Source organism: Yersinia alsatica (assembly GCF_025133195.1).
Classification (GTDB): Bacteria; Pseudomonadota; Gammaproteobacteria; order Enterobacterales; family Enterobacteriaceae; genus Yersinia; species Yersinia alsatica.
Genome location: NZ_CP104006.1, coordinates 817251 through 834534, shown reverse-complemented (window position 1 = coordinate 834534; position 17284 = coordinate 817251). Strand labels below are relative to the sequence as shown.

The window sequence follows — 17284 nt, the reverse complement described above, 5'->3', positions numbered from 1 at the left end:
CTTAATATCTCTTACAAGACCACCAAACCGGCGGCCAAAGGTTGTATAAAATTGGGGTAAACCAAGAGAATAGTTAGCTTAAAATGGCAGGCCCGGCTCGGATGCCTTGCACTTGTGCAAGCCAAAGTCCAGGTTTATGTAACGATAGGACTGGCCGTTCAACCTGCTCGGTATAGCGAATGATGGCGGGTGGCTTGAACTCATGAGTCAGAAGCGCATTCAGCGTATCCAGCAATGCAAGTTGCTGAATTTGTGATGGCTGCACCTGTTCGACTTCTGCAACTTCCTGCACTCTGGCATAAGCCGCTTGGGGAGCCAGTGCAAATGAAAGGTGACGAATAACCGTGCGCAGTGCATGCTGTTGCCAGTAGTCTACGCTGAATGAAGGGCGACGATGCATATCATGCAGCAATGCCAAACTATTAAAGTTTGTCGCGCCGTAATTCTGACGGCTTTGGCTTGATGATGTATTGGGGATTGCAGCTTGATCAGGAACGCCAGACAGATTTGATGGCACGCCAAGACTCGCCGCTACCATCCCCAATAGGAGATGCGGCCAGAAATAACGTCTGCCAAATTGTCGCCAACGATTTAGAATACCGATCACGAGTTTAAAATCCGCCGGAGCCTTGTCAATGCGTGAAAGCCGCCCACAATTATTAGATGTTCTGTTCGATGATGCCATTGCAGCAGAAAACGGACCGCTGCATAACGTACAACAACGCGCTACAGCACTGTTAAAACTTAACCGTGCAGTAAAAGGATTGCTCCCTTCACAGTTGCAGCCGTGGTGCCGTGTCGCTAACTATCGACAGAGTGTTTTAGTGCTAGAGACCGCTAACGCCAGCTGGTTAATGCGCTTACGTTATGAACAACCTGCGCTACTCTCCGCACTACGAGCGCAAATTCTACCATCATTGTCTTCAATCGACATCAGGATTAATCCGTCGTTAATGGCCAAGGGCCATAACATTACGCAAGATATCGCAAAATCTACGCAAAATTCTGAGAAATCGCCGCCATTACGTCATTTAAGCTTAGAAAGTGCTAAGGAATTAAGAGGATTAGCGAGCCGTAGCCCTGAAAAACTGAGGACGATATTGGAACGATTGGCTGCGTTGGCCGGAGAGAGTGCCAACGCAACCAAAAGTGATAAATAAACTTAGTAGGCTAATACTGTAGACGGAGCTTTGAATGCCAATGGCATTTCGGCTTCGTCTTGGAACGTCACATATTCCCAAGCTTCTTGCTTAGCTAAAACAGCCTGCAATAGCTTGTTGTTTAGTGCATGACCAGATTTGTACGCAGTAAATGCGCCAATAATATTGTGGCCGCACATAAACAGGTCGCCAATAGCGTCCAGCATTTTGTGACGAACAAATTCATCTTCGAAGCGCAGGCCATCTTCGTTCAGCACGCGGTAATCATCTACCACGATGGCACAATCGAAACTACCGCCCAGGCACAAACCACGGGACTGCAGATATTCGATATCACGCATGAAACCAAAAGTACGCGCACGGCTGATTTGGCGGACGAATGAATCGGCCGAGAAATCTAAACGGTAGCGCTGAGTACTTGAGTCAATCGCCGGGTGATTAAAATCAATGGTAAAATCTAAACGGAATCCATTGAATGGAGACAATTCAGCCCATTTATCACCGTCTTCAACCCGCACAGTCTCTTTCAGACGCAGGAATTTCTTCGCAGAGTTTAACTCTTCGATACCGGCATCCAGCAGCAAGTACACAAATGGACTGGCACTACCGTCCATAATCGGTACTTCGGGAGCGTTAACTTCAATAATAATGTTATCAATCCCTAACCCTGCCAGAGCAGCGTTGAGATGCTCAACAGTAGAAATACGCACGTCATGCTCATTGACCAGGCAAGTACAGAGCATGGTATCACGCACGGATTTTGCATCTGCCGGAAAATCAACCGGTGGATTCAAGTCAGTGCGACGATAGATGACCCCGGTATTAGCCGGCGCGGGTCGCATTGTCAGTGTGACTTTTTTACCGGTGTGCAAACCGACGCCAGTCGCCTGAACAATACGTTTTAAAGTCCTTTGTTTGATCATCGTTTTATCTCGCAATGTTATCCATCCTACCGATCAAGCTTATAACAAGATCGGCGGGACAGTTTAGCACAAAGAGCGGAGATTCCAATTTTTTCGGAAATTAATCGGCTTGCTTACGCAAAAATGCCGGAATATCCAAATAATCGGGCTCTTTATTGGTTTGAGCAGTTGGATCATTGACCACTTTAGCCGCAGGTTTAACTTCCTGAGGTAAAGGAGACATACCATGCTGCTGGTAACGGTGGTCCATAACAGGCTGTGTTTGCTTGTTGGTAACCAGCGTAATTTCAGGGCGTTTGTCCATGCCGATGCCGGTCGCAACAACAGTTACGCGCAGTTCATCGTTCATTTCCGGGTCTAATGATGTACCGATAACTACGGTCGCATTGTCAGACGCGAATGCACGGATAGTATTACCCACAGTTTCGAATTCGTCCAAACGCAAGTCGAAACCAGCCGTGATGTTAACCAGAACGCCACGAGCACCAGACAGGTCGATATCTTCCAGCAATGGACTGGAGATAGCCATTTCTGCTGCTTCTTCAGCACGATCTTCGCCGCAAGCAACACCAGAGCCCATCATGGCATAACCCATTTCGGACATCACAGTGCGCACGTCAGCGAAGTCGACGTTCATCAGGCCTGGGCGGGTAATCAGTTCGGCGATACCCTGAACAGCGCCTTTCAATACGTCGTTAGCTGCACCGAATGCATCCAGTAAGGAGATGCCACGACCCAGAACTTTTAGCAACTTATCGTTCGGAATAGTGATCAGTGAGTCCACATGCTTGGACAGTTCAGCAATACCCTGCTCAGCAAATGCCATGCGTTTCTTGCCTTCGAAATTGAAAGGCTTGGTAACCACAGCAACTGTCAGAATACCCAGTTCTTTTGCCACTTCAGCAACCACCGGAGCGGCACCAGTACCAGTACCACCGCCCATACCTGCGGCGATGAACACCATGTCTGCGCCTTCAAGGGCTGCACGCAGAGCTTCACGGTCTTCTTCAGCTGAAGTACGACCCACTTCTGGGTTTGCGCCAGCACCCAAACCTTTGGTAATACCGCTACCAATTTGGATAGTTTGGCCAACAGCCGTCTTACGTAGCGCCTGAGCGTCTGTATTAACGGCGAAGAATTCAACACCTTCGATGCGCTCGCGCACCATGTGTTCGACGGCATTACCACCGCCACCACCGACGCCGATGACTTTAATCACCGCGTCATTGGTTAGTTCCATAGGTTCAAACATAGTTTCTCTCCGTTTTGTGCCTGTCGCTTCGAGATCAAAAAATATGTTCAGCATGATCTCTTTGTTGAAACATTAAAACTCTTTTCTCAGCCAGCTATTGATACGTTTAAACCAATTGCCCACTGAGGCACGTTTTTCTACTTCTGACTCACCACTGAGATGAGATTCTTTACCATAGTGCAACAACCCAACAGCAGTGGAGTAATAAGGTTCCTGTGCATAATCCGTCAGCCCGGTGATATTGAGCGGTTGACCGATACGTACCTGGGCATGAAATACCCTTTGAGCGCATTCAGCCAAACCATCAATTTGTGCCGCTCCGCCTGTCAGCACGATACCGGCTGCCAGATGATGCTTCACGCCTTGCTGACGTAATTGCTCCTGCAATTGTAAAATCTCGTCATTAACCAAATTCAGCAACTCGGTGTAGCGTGGTTCTATAACCTCTGCGAGTGTCTGTCTTTGCAGACTACGTGGAGGGCGTCCGCCAACACTTGGCACTTCTACACTTTCGTCCTTGCTGACTATCGACCCGAGCGCACAGCCGTGTCGAACTTTAATCGCTTCCGCATCTGTTGGCGGTGTCCCGAAGGCATAAGCTATGTCGCTGGTGACCACGTTCCCGGCGTAAGGGATAACTTTGGTATGGCGCAATGCCCCACCGGTATAAACCGCCATATCCATGGTGCCACCGCCGATGTCGACAACACAGACACCCAGCTCACGTTCATCTTCGGTCAATACTGCATAACTTGCGGCCAAACCGGCGAAAATCAGTTGGTCCACTTTCAGACCACAACGTTCCACCGCTTTAACAATATTCTTCGCCATATCGTTATGGCAGGTAATCAGATGTACCTTGGCCTGCATCCGCACGCCAGAAAGACCAACAGGATTTTTAATACCTTCCTGATAATCAATGGCATATTCCTGCGGAATAACATGCAAGATACGATGCTCATCACGCACACGCACCGACTTCGCGGTATGCACTACGTTTTCTACATCTTCCTGAGTTACTTCCTCTTCCGAAATAGGAACCATCCCTATTTCATTCTGACAACTGATATGTTTACCCGACAATGCCAGATAGACAGATGAAATTTGGCAATCTGCCATTAACTCAGCCTGATCGATAGCGCGCTGTACGCATTTCACTACCGATTCAAGGTCGTTAACCCCACCCTTATCCATGCCACGGGATGGGCAACTGCCTACCCCAATAATATTGACCATGCCATCGGGCAGAACTTCCCCTACCAATGCGGAGACCTTTGCCGTTCCGATCTCAAGACCTACTACCAGTTTTCTGTCCGTCGACTTGATCATTGTTGTTTTGCCTGTGCCTGATTCTGTTGCTGATTACTGTTCTGCTGGCCATTTATTGGTGGCTCACCACCCTGACTGCCGATAAATACCGGTGCCCAACCTATTGCAGCCCCTGCCTCATATCGCAAATCAACATAACTGACCCGTTTATCTGGCTGCTGTTGCAACATCGGATATAACTTAATGAAACGTTGCAAACGCCCCATCCGGTCATCCCGTCCCAGCTCCAGCCGAACATCATTATCTAAGGCCAACTGCCAAGAATGTCTGGCACTCATCGCCACCATTTTTAGCTGATACTTATTGGCCGCTAACACCTTGTTCATTGCCCGGTAGCCTTCCAGAACATCCTGTTCGCTGCCTTCCGGGCCATACAGTAATGGCAATCTCTGCTTGCCGATTCGCTCAGACGGAACACTGAATGAACGCCCCTGCTCATCAACCATATGCAAATCATTCCAGCGGGCAAAGGGCACATACTCCACCAGATGGATTTTCAGCTCATCCGGCCACTGTTTACGCACACTGGCCTGCTGAATCCAAGGGAGCCTTTCAATCTGCTGCTGGATGATGTTGACATCCTGCGTCATAAAAGTACCCGGTGCGCCCAATGCCAGAATCGCCTGGCGAATATCATCATTGGTGGTGTAATGCCGCTCACCCGTCACCACCAGTTTCGACAGTGGCAGTCGGCTGGCATCTTTCATCCACCCCACCACCACCCATCCACCCCAGAGGATGGTTCCCAGCACCATCAGCAGGAAAATCAGCCCCGCTAATTGGCCTCCGTTACTGCGCCGGGCTGCGCTATTTTCCGCCGCACGTTCACGCGCATTCAGGGCAGCTTGCGACATATCAGTCAGCCAACATCAGAATTCGGGCCACCAGTTGGGAGAAACTCAACCCTGACTCGCGTGCAGCCATCGGCACTAGACTGTGGCTGGTCATACCCGGAGAAGTATTCACTTCAAGCAGATAGAAACGGCCATCGCTGTCTTGCATCACATCAACCCGCCCCCAGCCACTGCAACCCAGCGCCTGATAAGCCTGTAATGCCAGTTCTGCCAACTGTTGTTCTAACTCGGCACTCAAGCCACTTGGGCAGAAGTATTGAGTTTCGTCGGACAGATATTTTGCTTCATAATCATAAAACACACCGGGAGCCTGAATCCGGATAGACGGCAAAACCTCGTCACCCAGAATTGCGACCGTGAATTCCGGCCCGCTCAACCATTTCTCAATCAGCACATCACTGTCATGGCGAAAAGCTTCAACCAAGGCATCTTGTAGCTCACTGGCTTGATCAACCTTGCTCATCCCGACACTAGAGCCTTCGTGGCTTGGCTTAACGATTAATGGCAGGCCAAGCTTAGCGACACATGCCGACAATTCCTCTGACGAAAGTGTTTCAAACTGTTGATGATTTAGTGCGACATAAGGTGAAATTGGCAAACCTGAAGCTTGCCACACCAATTTTGTGCGCAATTTGTCCATCGTCAGCGCTGAAGCCATCACGCCGCTGCCGGTATAAGGCAGTTGCAGAAACTCCAACACACCTTGCAGCGTACCGTCTTCACCCCCGCGACCATGCAGAGCGATAAAGACTTTATCAAAACCCTGTTCTTTAAGCTGAGTGACTGGAAAGTCTTTGGTATCAACGCCATGTGCATCGATACCCGCTTCTATTAAGCCCGCTAAAACAGCCTGACCTGAAAGCAATGACACTTCACGTTCAGCGGAGGTACCACCCAGCAGTACCGCGACTTTCTCAGCCATGATGTTCCTCGTCTTTTTTCTGTGGCTGCAATTTAAGCTCAGCCAATTTACGGGCAATTTTACCAATGTTGCCAGCGCCCTGAACCAGAATCAGGTCATCGCCATTCAGCACTTGCGCCAACACTTCAGGTACGGTCTCACTGTCTGAAACCAAAATCGGGTCCAACTTGCCACGATTACGGATGGTACGGCACAACGAGCGGCTATCTGCCCCTGGGATCGGCGGTTCACCGGCGGCATACACATCCAACATCAGCAAAACATCAACCTGCGATAATACATTGGCAAAATCGTCATACAGATCACGAGTACGGGTATAACGATGCGGCTGGAAAACCATCACGATACGTTTATCCGGCCAGCCGGCACGCGCTGCTTTAACTGTGGCATCCACTTCTGTCGGATGATGACCATAGTCATCGACCAACATCACGCTGCCCTCTTTGCCATTGACCGGTGCCAGCGGGAAGTTGCCAAGGAAATCAAAACGGCGGCCTGTCCCCTGGAATCCTGCCAACGCACGCAGGATGTCATCGTCTTCAATGCCTTCTTCGGTCGCCACTGCCACCGCAGCTGCCGCATTCAGTGCGTTATGACGGCCCGGCGCATTCAAGGTCACGGTCATCAACGGCTTATCCAGGCGCTTCAGTGTGAAGTGCCCCTGCGGGCCTTCCTGACGATAGCTGGCAATCTGCACATCAGCATCATCACTGAAGCCGTAAGTGGTGATATGGCGGCCCACACGCGGTAATAACTCACGCACTACAGGGTCATCGATACACATCACGGCACGGCCATAAAACGGCAAGTTGTGCAGAAAATTAATAAATGTCTGTTTTAAATTCTCAAAGTCGCCCTGATAGGTATCCATATGGTCGGCTTCGATATTGGTGACAATCGCCACCATCGGCTGCAAATGTAAGAATGACGCATCACTCTCATCGGCTTCCGCAATCAGGTAGCGGCTGGAACCCAAACGAGCATGAGTACCAGCGGCTTTCACCAATCCACCATTAACAAACGTTGGGTCCAGACCCGCTTCGGCATAAATACTGGAAACCATCGCCGTGGTGGTGGTTTTACCGTGGGTGCCAGCAACTGCAATCCCATGGCGATAACGCATTAATTCAGCCAGCATCTCGGCGCGGCGGATCACCGGAATACGTGCCTCGCGAGCGGCAACAATTTCCGGGTTATCCGCAGAAATTGCTGTTGAAACCACTACTACACTGGCGTCCAGTACGTTTTCTGGACGGTGGTGGAAATAAATCTGTGCGCCCAATGAAGTCAAATGCTGGGTTACCGGGTTGGGTGCCAAATCTGAACCACTAATCTGATAACCTTCGTTTGCCAACACTTCAGCGATACCACCCATGCCAGCACCACCGATGCCAACAAAGTGAATGTGCCGGACGCGACGCATCTCGGGCACGATAGTACGTAGTTTCGCCAATTGTTGTGTATTCACGTTTTTCTTCACTTTTTTATCTGTTGCATATTCACAGCCCGCATTAACTGCCAGCCATTCATTATCTATTTTACTTACAGGCAGCGACCACTTCGGCGGCCACACGCTCAGTTGCGTCAGGAATGGCTACCTGCCTTGCCTGCTCAGCCATCGTCAATAAAGTGGGGCGATCCCACTGCGCGAGCAAGTGACTCACTGCTTGCGCGGTAAATTGTGGCTGCTCAATAATTTTGGCTGCTCCCGCCTTTTCTAGCGGCAATGCATTCCAATATTGCTGCCGGTCTTTATGCTGGAAAGGCACAAAAATTGCCGGTAACCCGGCGGCAGCCACTTCACTGACCGTCAACGCACCGGAGCGGCAGACCACTACATCGGCCCAGGCATAAGCTGCAGCCATGTCATCGATAAATTCGACAACCTGATGTTTACCACCCTGCCCCACTTGCTGATAGGCTTCTAATACCTCAGGTAAAGCGCCTTTTCCCACCTGATGCCAGACGGTAATCTGCTCACCCAATGTTGCCGCAACTTGCGGCAGAGTTTGGTTCAATACCCGCGCCCCTTGGCTACCACCGATAACGAGCACCCGGATCGGCCCTTCGCGACCACTGAGGCGCTCAGCCGGTAATGGCAGTGCTAATACGTCGGTACGAACTGGGTTCCCGACCACCTCGGCATGAGGAAATGCGCCAGGAAATGCCTGTAAAACTTTCTTCGCGATTTTGGCGAGCCAGCGGTTAGTCAACCCTGCAATACCGTTTTGCTCATGCAGAACCACCGGAATACCGCACAGCCATGCCGCCAAACCACCGGGGCCGGAAACATAACCGCCCATCCCCAACACCACATCCGGCTGGTAATCACGCATGATTTTCTTCGCCTGACGCACGGCACGATAAATTCGCACCGGGGCACTCAACTGGGCCATCAGCCCCTTACCACGCAAACCAGAAATCTGAATGAAATCAATTTCAATGCCGTTTTTGGGTACCAATGACGCTTCCATTCTGTCTGCGGTGCCTAACCAACGCACCTGCCAGCCTTGCGCCATCAGATGATGTGCAACGGCCAATCCGGGGAAGACATGCCCCCCAGTGCCACCCGCCATCACCATTAAACGCTTGGTCTTGCCACTCATCGGGCACTCCTTACAAACGCCTGGGCTTTTGCCAGACGTGTTTCAAAATCAATACGTAACAACAGCACTATTGCGGTTGACATAATAATCAGGCTCGAACCACCGTAACTTATCAGTGGCAATGTCAAACCTTTGGTTGGCAACATCCCGGCAGCAGCCCCAACGTTAACCAGCGCCTGAAAACTAAACCAGACGCCAATCGAACAGGCCAAAAAGCCAGAAAATCGCTGATCTATCTCTAATGCACGACGCCCAATGGACATCGCACGAAAAGCGACGAAGAATACCATTAACAATGCAAGAACCACACCGAAATACCCGAGCTCCTCGCCTAAAATCGAGAAAATAAAGTCGGTATGTGCTTCCGGCAAATACTCTAATTTCTGCACCGAATTCCCTAGCCCCTGCCCCCAGAATTCACCGCGGCCAAATGCCATTAGTGATTGGGTGAGCTGGTAACCACTGCCAAACGGATCAGCCCATGGATTCCAGAACGATGTCACTCGGCGCATACGATAAGGTTCAGCGACAATCAGCAAGCAGACGGCAAAGACACCAGAGCCGATGATAGCCAGAAACTGCCACATTTTTGCCCCTGCCAGGAACAACATCGCCAACGTAGTGATAAACAGCACCACCACGGTGCCTAAGTCAGGCTGTGCCAGCAGTAATACTGCCAGAATAACCATCACGCCCATCGGTTTGCAGAAGCCCCAGAAGTTACTACGCACCTCTTCAACTTTGCGCACCAGATAGCTGGCCAGATAACAAAACAGTGACAGCTTGGATAACTCTGCGGGCTGAATACGCAGTGGCCCCAGTGCAATCCAGCGAGATGCCCCGTTTACCGAGCTACCCACCACTAATACAACCAACAGCATCACTATTGAAATCAATAGCATAATATTACTGTAGCGCTGCCAGACTGCCATCGGGATGCGCAGCGTGACCAGTGACAAACCGAATGCCAGCGTCAGATAAAGTGCATCACGCTTGGCAAACAGGAACGGGTCACTGGCCAGACGCTGGCCAATCGGCATTGACGCCGAGGTCACCATCACGAAACCAATAATCGCCAAACCGAACGTCAGCCACAGCAAGGTTCTGTCGTAAAGCACCATGCTGGTGGTGTCGCTCTCCCGCGATCCCATCACAAAATGCTTTAGGGTATTAAACAGCCCCAGCCCCGGCATGCGCATCAGCCCAACTCCTCAGCCAAACGAGCAAACTCATCACCGCGTTGCTCGAAACTGCGGAACTGGTCCAAACTGGCGCAAGCTGGCGAGAGTAAAACCATGTCTCCCGGTGCCAAATCTTTGGCCAGCAGCTGCATGGCTTGTTCCATTGTCTCGGTCAGTTGCGAGACTTCAGGACGTAACTCAGCCAGTTGCTCACCGTCACGACCAAAGCAGTAAATCTTGATATGGTCGCCTTGCAAGAAACGGGTCAATCCAGAGAAATCAGCGGATTTGCCGTCGCCACCCAGCAACAGATGCCGGGTGCCATCAACCTGTAACCCATCCAGTGCTGCTTCAGTGCTGCCCACATTGGTGGCTTTGGAATCATTAATCCAACGCACGCCATTGTGCTCAAACACCAATTGGAAGCGGTGTGGCAGGCCAGTAAAGGTGGTCAATGCTTTCAAGCTTGATGAGCGCGGAATACCAACGGCATCAGCCAGCGCCAGGGCTGCCAACGCATTGGTGTAGTTATGACGCCCGGCCAATTTCATCTCCCGGGTATTCAGCACTTTCTCACCGCGCACTCGCAACCAGATTTCACCCTGCTGTTTATTCAGATGATAATCACCGACATCCACACCAAAACTGATACAGCGGCTATCAGCACCACGCACCGGCATGGTGAGCGCGTCATCGGCATTCACAACACAAACTTTAGCGTTTTCATAAACTCGCAGTTTGGCTGCGCGATATTGCTGCAAACCGAACGGATAACGGTCAGTATGATCTTCCGTGACATTCAATATGGTGGCAGCGTTAGCACGTAAACTTGAGGTGGTTTCTAACTGGAAGCTGGACAGCTCCAGCACCACCAGTTGGTTTTCTTGTTTCAACAGCGTGAGAGCCGGGACCCCAATGTTGCCGCCAACCCCCACCTGCCAGCCAGCGGCTTTTGCCATCTCGCCGACCAAGGTGGTCACGGTACTTTTACCGTTAGAACCGGTAATGGCGACTACCGGTGCTTGATTCTCACGACAGAACAGCTCGATATCACCAACAATCTCGACGCCAGCATCCGCCGCATCACTCAACGCCGGATGCGCCAGTGCAATACCGGGGCTGGCAACAATCAAATCAGCATCTAACAGCCATTGCTGGTTCAGGTCGCCCACATGGCGCTCAACACTTTCGGCGAGCTTATCCAGGCCCGGAGGATTGATACGGGTATCCATAACTCGCGGCGTCACACCGCGCGCCATGAAGAAATCAACGCAGGAAAGGCCGGTTAGCCCCAGCCCGATAATGACGACTTTTTTACCCTGATAATCAACCATAATTACCGCACCTTCAGCGTCGCCAGGCCAATCAGCACCAGCATCAGCGAAATAATCCAGAAGCGCACAATCACCCGTGGTTCTGGCCAGCCTTTAAGTTCGTAATGATGGTGAATTGGAGCCATGCGGAAAATTCGCTGCCCACGTAACTTAAAGGAACCGACTTGCAAGATTACCGACAGCGTTTCAACGACGAATACCCCACCCATAATCACTAATAAGAACTCTTGGCGCAGTAATACCGCGATGGTCCCCAGCGCACCGCCCAATGCCAGCGAGCCGACATCGCCCATAAATACTTGAGCTGGGTAGGTGTTAAACCACAAGAAACCTAAACCGGCCCCGACAATCGCGGTGCAGACAATCACCAGCTCACCGGCGTGACGTAGGTAAGGAATATGCAGATATGCAGCGAAATTCACGTTACCGGTCGCCCAAGCCACCAATGCAAAGCCACCAGCTACGAAAACCGTCGGCATGATTGCCAGCCCATCCAGCCCGTCAGTCAAGTTGACCGCGTTACTGGTTCCCACAATCACGAAGTAAGCCAGCAGGATATAGAGCAGACCCAGTTGCGGCATGATGTCTTTAAAGAATGGCACCACCAGCTCAGTTGCCGGGGTGTCTTTACCGATGCTGTACATGGCGAAGGCTGCTGCCAGTGCAATCACTGACTGCCAGAAATACTTCCAGCGAGCAATCAGACCTTTGGTATCTTTACGCACCACTTTGCGGTAGTCATCGATAAAACCGACAATCCCATAACCGACAAGAATGAACAGTACACACCAGACATAAGGATTAGAGGGATAAGCCCACATCAGAACTGAAATAGTGATGGAGAACAAAATCATCAGGCCGCCCATGGTTGGCGTGCCGCGTTTGCTGAAGTGTGATTCTGGCCCATCATTACGTACAACCTGACCAATCTGTAATTTCTGTAAGTAAGAAATCAGGTACGGCCCCATCCACAATGAAATCACTAATGCTGTCAACAGACTAACAATGGCGCGGAACGTCAAATAAGAAAAGACGTTAAAGCCTGAGTAAAATTTTACTAAGTATTCAGCCAACCAAACTAACATGATGCCTTCTCCTGTAACGCACGCACGACATTTTCCATGGCGGCGCTACGTGAACCTTTAATTAAAACCGTGATAACCGGATGTTCGAGCAGCAATTCACTCACACGGGCGGCTATTGCACTCTTATCCTGAAAATGTTCGCCACATCCGCTCGCGTCACTCAGAGCCTGGCTCAACGTGCCAACACTCAGCACTTTATCGACACCAGCCTGTTTCGCCGCTTCGCCCACCTGACGATGGCAATCGACGGCGGTATCGCCCAGTTCAGCCATATCGCCGACCACCATCACCCGATAGCCCGGCATTTCAGCCAGCACTTGGGCGGCGGCAGTCATCGAACCCACATTGGCGTTGTAGCTGTCATCCAGCAGCAACTGGCCTGCGGCGAGTTGAATGGGGAATAAGCGGCCCGGTACGGCCTGTAGCTGAGTCAGCCCTTGACGGACGGCGGCTAAATCAGCCCCAACCGACATGGCTAATGCCGCTGCGGCTAACGCATTGGCAATGTTATGTCGCCCCGGCAGAGGTAATTCAATATCCACGGTGCCGAAAGGGGAATGCAGAGTGAAATACGTCGCTTGTGGCGTAATACGCACGTCACTGGCATAGAAATCGATATCTTCTGCGGCATGGGGTGAAAAACGCCAGACCCGCTTGTTATGCAGTGTTTCCTGCCAATGCGGCCAATCGTGGCTATCAGCATTGATAATTGCGGTGCCATTAGCTGGTAACCCGGCAAAAATCTCGCCTTTAGCTTGCGCGACACCGGCCAAGGAGCCAAACCCTTCCAGATGTGCGGCAGACAAATTGTTTACCAAGGCACTTTCTGGGCGGCTTAAATCTGTGGTGTAGGCAATTTCACCCACATGATTGGCACCCAACTCAATGACTGCAAAGTCATGCTCTGGCGTCAGGCGCAGCAGAGTTAGCGGCACGCCGATATCATTGTTGAAGTTACCAGCGGTATACAGCACCTTGCCACATTGGCGCAAAATCGCTGCAACCATTTCTTTTACTGAGGTTTTACCTGATGAGCCGGTTAGTGCGACCACGCGAGCGGGCACTTGCTGGCGTACCCAGGCAGCAAACTGCCCCAGCGCCAGACGAGTGTCTTTAACCACTAATTGTGGTGCCCCCACCAGTAAGCGTTTACTTACCAGCAAAGCTCCGGCCCCGGCGGCAACAGCATCTTCTGCAAAGTCATGACCATCAAAACGCTCGCCTTTCAGCGCGACAAACAAACACCCCGCAGTGACCTGACGGGTATCAATGGTCACTTCGGTGATATCGACATTATCGCGCGCTTTATCGCCCATAATGTATTCAGCGTTTAACAGCGTGGACAAGAAATGCAGGGAGACCTTAATCATGCCATCACCCCCAACAAACGGGCGACGGTGACACGGTCGGAGTAATCCAGACGGCGGTTACCCACTAATTGATAATCTTCATGTCCTTTACCCGCGATCACCACAACATCGTCTTCTTTGGCTTGCATAATGGCGCTGGTTACGGCTTCGGCACGGCCATGAATGGCCTGCGCATGCCCGGCATCCAACAAGCCGCTGAGAATATCAGCCACAATCGCCTGTGGTTCTTCGCTGCGCGGGTTATCGTCGGTGACAACGACACGGTCAGCCAGTTGTTCCGCGATACCGCCCATAAGTGGGCGTTTACCTTTGTCTCGATCGCCACCGCAACCGAATACGCACCACAGCTGGCCTTTACAATGTAAACGAGCCGCCGCCAAGGCTTTCTCCAACGCATCTGGGGTGTGGGCATAATCCACCACCACCGTCGGTTTACCCGGCGCGTTAAACACTTCCATCCGACCACACACTGGCAGCAATTGAGGTGCAGCAGCTAACAGCTGTGCCAGCGGGTAACCCAGTGAAAGCAATGTTGACAGTGCCACTAACAGATTACTGACGTTGAATGCCCCCATCAGGCGGCTTTCTAACTGACCTTGGCCCCAGCTTGAATCAAAGGAGATGCTGGCACCGTTGTCGTGATAGTCAACTTGGGTGGCAGATAACCACGGGCCGTTCCAGCCTGCGGGAACGTTGTTTTCCATGCTGACGGCAACGGCTTGCGGCAACTGGCTCAACCAGCGGCGGCCCACTTCGTCATCAGCATTAATAATTTTGTGTTCGGATTGATGGGTAGAGAACAGTAGCCATTTCGCGGCTTCGTAACTCGCCATATTACCGTGGTAATCCAGATGGTCGCGGCTCAAGTTAGTGAACACTGCGGCAGCAAACGGCAATGCAGCAACACGGTTTTGAATCAAACCGTGGGAAGAAACTTCCATCGCCGCGAAAGTGGCACCTTGGTCCACCAGATTTCGCAATAAATGCTGGATATCCACGGCTGAGCCAGTGGTATTTTCTGTCGGAATAACTTGCCCTAACAAACCATTACCCACAGTACCCATCACCGCACTGGTTTCGCCCAGCACCTGAGCCCACTGCGCCAACAGTTGGGTAGTGGTGGTTTTGCCGTTAGTTCCGGTCACGCCAACTAAACGTAATGCGGCACCCGGCTGATGGTAAAACTGCCCCGCCAGCTTAGATAAGTGCTGATTCAAATTACGCAGATAAATAACAGGAACACCATGCATCTCGACCATGCTGGCATCAGGTGCTACACCGTCAGCTTCAGCAACCACCGCCGCTACACCTTGTGCGATGGCTTGCGGAATATAACGACGCCCATCCGTCTGGTGGCCAACAACAGCGACAAACAAATCCCCGGCAGCGGCAACACGGCTGTCTAATGTCATTTCCCGTAGCGCACGCTCCGGGACGTCTAGCCCCCAAGGAGCGAGTAAGTCGCGCAAGTTACGATCTGCCACCTGAACCCTCTTTTGTATTAATCACTAATTCGCTTTTATCACCAGTGGGTAATGCATCTGGCTCAATGTTCATGGTGCGCAATACGCCGCCCATGATGACACCGAACACCGGTGCAGAAACCGCACCACCGTAATATTTCCCTGCCTGCGGGTCATTGATGACCACAACCAGAGCAAATCTAGGGTTACTCGCGGGCGCTACGCCGGCGGTGTAAGCGAGGTATCGGTCCATGTATTTACCATCTGGCCCGACTTTTTTGGCGGTACCGGTTTTGATGGCAATCCGGTAGCCTTTAATGGCAGCTTTGGTGCCCCCGCCGCCAGGTAATGCCACGCTTTCCATCATGTGAACCACGGTGCGTACCAGCGGTTCAGGGAAGACGCGTTCACCGGCCACTGGCGGGTCAACTTTGGTTATCGACAGCGGGCGATAAATCCCCATGCTGCCGATGGTTGCATAGACTCGCGCTAGTTGTAACGGCGTTACCATTAGCCCGTAGCCGAAAGAGAAGGTGGCCCTCTCTATGTCAGACCACCGTTGTTTTTTAGGATATAAGCCACTGCTTTCTCCGACCAACCCCAAATTGGTCGCTTTCCCAAACCCAAACCTTGAGTAAGTATCTACCAAGGCTGAGGATGGCATCGCTAACGCCAGCTTAGAAACACCGACGTTACTCGACTTCTGCAAGATCCCGGTCACGGATAGCTCTGCGTAACGGGCCACGTCTTTAATTTGGTGACCGTTAACAAAGTACGGCAAGGTATTCAGCACGCTGTTTTCTTTCACTACGCCATGCTGCAATGCCGTCATCACTACCATTGGCTTAACTGTCGAGCCGGGTTCAAAAATATCGGTTATCGCCCGGTTACGCATTGCGTCTTTCGGCGTACCGGTTAAGTTATTCGGGTTATAAGACGGGCTGTTCGCCATCGCCAGCACTTCGCCGGTATTAACATCGACCAGCACAGCAGTACCCGACTCAGCCTTGTTGAAGGCCACGGCATTGTTCAGCTCGCGATATACCAGCGCCTGTAAGCGCTCATCGACGCTCAACACCAGATTGTGCGCCGCCTGACTGTCTACCGAAGAGATATCTTCAATGACGCGGCCATAGCGGTCTTTACGTACCGTACGCTCGCCAGGTTGCCCGGTGAGCCAGCGATCAAAACTTTTCTCAACGCCTTCAATACCTTGGCTATCAATATTAGTCACACCGATGATGTGCGCCATCACCTGACCTGCCGGATAGTAACGGCGGGATTCCTGACGCAAATAGATACCGGGTAATTTCAGCTTGTGGATGTAGTCGCCAATCGCGGGGTTAACCTGACGTGCCAGATAAACAAAGCGCCCTTTTGGATTGGCATTAATGCGAGTGGCTAATTGATCAAGTGGGATTTCCAGAGCATCAGACAGGGCTTTCCAGCGAGTATCTAGCGTAATTCCACCGCGTTCGGTTAACTCTTTCGGGTCGGCCCAAACCGCGTTAACCGGAACACTGACAGCCAAAGGTCGGCCGGAGCGGTCACTTATCATGCCACGAGCCGTTGGCACTTCTTGTACCCGCAGTGAGCGCATATCGCCCTCACGCACCAGTCTATCAGGGTTAATTACTTGCAGATAGGCGGTACGCAGCATCAACCCAACCAATGCCAGCAAAATACAGCCGCACAGCAACGCAAAACGCCAGCTGATAAAGCTGGCTTGTTCTTCCTGGCGCTTTAACTTCCCGGGGCGCGCTGCTTTCATGCGTTACCTTGGCTACTACGAGTCATGGTGGCGA

At 51.6% G+C, this 17284-nt stretch carries 15 protein-coding genes; 1 reads left to right on the top strand and 14 read right to left on the bottom strand.

The features are described from left to right. Positions 1-73 precede the first annotated feature (73 nt). Positions 74-607, bottom strand: a complete 534-nt coding sequence (secM, locus tag N0H69_RS03660) for a secA translation cis-regulator SecM (protein ID WP_050106548.1) — start codon at positions 605-607, stop codon at positions 74-76. A 28-nt stretch (positions 608-635) separates the two neighbouring features. Here secM and N0H69_RS03655 point away from each other — a divergent pair, with 28 nt between their 5' ends. Further along, positions 636-1160, top strand: coding sequence for a DUF721 domain-containing protein (locus N0H69_RS03655; RefSeq protein WP_050121563.1), 525 nt, complete (start codon positions 636-638; stop codon positions 1158-1160). Between the two features lie 2 nt (positions 1161-1162). Here the strand turns inward: N0H69_RS03655 and lpxC are convergent, their stop codons facing one another. The 13 genes from lpxC to ftsI form a co-directional block, all read right to left on the bottom strand. Then, positions 1163-2083 carry a UDP-3-O-acyl-N-acetylglucosamine deacetylase gene (gene lpxC, locus N0H69_RS03650; protein WP_050100472.1) on the bottom strand — a complete coding sequence of 307 codons (921 nt, stop codon included), beginning with the start codon at positions 2081-2083 and terminating at the stop codon, positions 1163-1165. A 100-nt stretch (positions 2084-2183) separates the two neighbouring features. Further along, positions 2184-3335 carry a cell division protein FtsZ gene (gene ftsZ / locus N0H69_RS03645; RefSeq protein WP_004706197.1) on the bottom strand — a complete coding sequence of 384 codons (1152 nt, stop codon included), beginning with the start codon at positions 3333-3335 and terminating at the stop codon, positions 2184-2186. Positions 3336-3407: 72 nt separating this feature from the next. Next, positions 3408-4664, bottom strand: coding sequence for a cell division protein FtsA (ftsA, locus tag N0H69_RS03640; RefSeq protein WP_002210431.1), 1257 nt, complete (start codon positions 4662-4664; stop codon positions 3408-3410). Then, complete coding sequence (gene ftsQ, locus N0H69_RS03635; RefSeq protein ID WP_050150332.1) at positions 4661-5518, bottom strand: cell division protein FtsQ; 858 nt, start codon at positions 5516-5518, stop codon at positions 4661-4663. Before ftsQ ends, ftsA begins: the two co-directional genes overlap by 4 nt. Position 5519: 1 nt before the next feature. Further along, on the bottom strand, positions 5520-6440 hold the full coding sequence (locus N0H69_RS03630) for a D-alanine--D-alanine ligase (protein WP_050150333.1): 921 nt from the start codon (positions 6438-6440) through the stop codon (positions 5520-5522). Beyond that, entirely contained in the window at positions 6433-7908 is a 1476-nt protein-coding gene (gene murC / locus N0H69_RS03625; RefSeq protein WP_050106630.1) for a UDP-N-acetylmuramate--L-alanine ligase, read from the bottom strand. Before murC ends, N0H69_RS03630 begins: the two co-directional genes overlap by 8 nt. Before the next feature lie 70 nt (positions 7909-7978). Next, entirely contained in the window at positions 7979-9046 is a 1068-nt protein-coding gene (murG, locus tag N0H69_RS03620; RefSeq protein ID WP_050106552.1) for an undecaprenyldiphospho-muramoylpentapeptide beta-N-acetylglucosaminyltransferase, read from the bottom strand. After that, positions 9043-10245, bottom strand: coding sequence for a cell division protein FtsW (gene ftsW / locus N0H69_RS03615; RefSeq protein ID WP_050106553.1), 1203 nt, complete (start codon positions 10243-10245; stop codon positions 9043-9045). Before ftsW ends, murG begins: the two co-directional genes overlap by 4 nt. Next, a complete protein-coding gene (gene murD / locus N0H69_RS03610; RefSeq protein WP_050150334.1) occupies positions 10245-11561 on the bottom strand; it encodes a UDP-N-acetylmuramoyl-L-alanine--D-glutamate ligase in 1317 nt (438 codons plus the stop codon). Before murD ends, ftsW begins: the two co-directional genes overlap by 1 nt. A gap of 2 nt (positions 11562-11563) precedes the next feature. Then, entirely contained in the window at positions 11564-12646 is a 1083-nt protein-coding gene (gene mraY / locus N0H69_RS03605; RefSeq protein WP_050133235.1) for a phospho-N-acetylmuramoyl-pentapeptide-transferase, read from the bottom strand. Further along, positions 12640-14016 carry a UDP-N-acetylmuramoyl-tripeptide--D-alanyl-D-alanine ligase gene (murF, locus tag N0H69_RS03600; protein ID WP_050150336.1) on the bottom strand — a complete coding sequence of 459 codons (1377 nt, stop codon included), beginning with the start codon at positions 14014-14016 and terminating at the stop codon, positions 12640-12642. The genes mraY and murF overlap by 7 nt, the downstream gene beginning before the upstream one ends. Then, positions 14013-15500, bottom strand: a complete 1488-nt coding sequence (murE, locus tag N0H69_RS03595) for a UDP-N-acetylmuramoyl-L-alanyl-D-glutamate--2,6-diaminopimelate ligase (protein WP_050150338.1) — start codon at positions 15498-15500, stop codon at positions 14013-14015. Before murE ends, murF begins: the two co-directional genes overlap by 4 nt. Beyond that, entirely contained in the window at positions 15487-17250 is a 1764-nt protein-coding gene (gene ftsI / locus N0H69_RS03590) for a peptidoglycan DD-transpeptidase PBP3 (RefSeq protein ID WP_050150339.1), read from the bottom strand. Before ftsI ends, murE begins: the two co-directional genes overlap by 14 nt. Between the last annotated feature and the right edge of the window lie 34 nt (positions 17251-17284).

Coding starts and splice junctions, on each gene's coding strand:
- N0H69_RS03655 (WP_050121563.1), top strand. CDS start 636: ATGCGTGAAAGCCGCCCACAATTATTAGATGTTCTGTTCGATGATGCC.
- lpxC (WP_050100472.1), bottom strand. CDS start 2,083: ATGATCAAACAAAGGACTTTAAAACGTATTGTTCAGGCGACTGGCGTC.
- ftsZ (WP_004706197.1), bottom strand. CDS start 3,335: ATGTTTGAACCTATGGAACTAACCAATGACGCGGTGATTAAAGTCATC.
- ftsA (WP_002210431.1), bottom strand. CDS start 4,664: ATGATCAAGTCGACGGACAGAAAACTGGTAGTAGGTCTTGAGATCGGA.
- ftsQ (WP_050150332.1), bottom strand. CDS start 5,518: ATGTCGCAAGCTGCCCTGAATGCGCGTGAACGTGCGGCGGAAAATAGC.
- N0H69_RS03630 (WP_050150333.1), bottom strand. CDS start 6,440: ATGGCTGAGAAAGTCGCGGTACTGCTGGGTGGTACCTCCGCTGAACGT.
- murG (WP_050106552.1), bottom strand. CDS start 9,046: ATGAGTGGCAAGACCAAGCGTTTAATGGTGATGGCGGGTGGCACTGGG.
- ftsW (WP_050106553.1), bottom strand. CDS start 10,245: ATGCGCATGCCGGGGCTGGGGCTGTTTAATACCCTAAAGCATTTTGTG.
- murD (WP_050150334.1), bottom strand. CDS start 11,561: ATGGTTGATTATCAGGGTAAAAAAGTCGTCATTATCGGGCTGGGGCTA.
- mraY (WP_050133235.1), bottom strand. CDS start 12,646: ATGTTAGTTTGGTTGGCTGAATACTTAGTAAAATTTTACTCAGGCTTT.
- murF (WP_050150336.1), bottom strand. CDS start 14,016: ATGATTAAGGTCTCCCTGCATTTCTTGTCCACGCTGTTAAACGCTGAA.
- ftsI (WP_050150339.1), bottom strand. CDS start 17,250: ATGAAAGCAGCGCGCCCCGGGAAGTTAAAGCGCCAGGAAGAACAAGCC.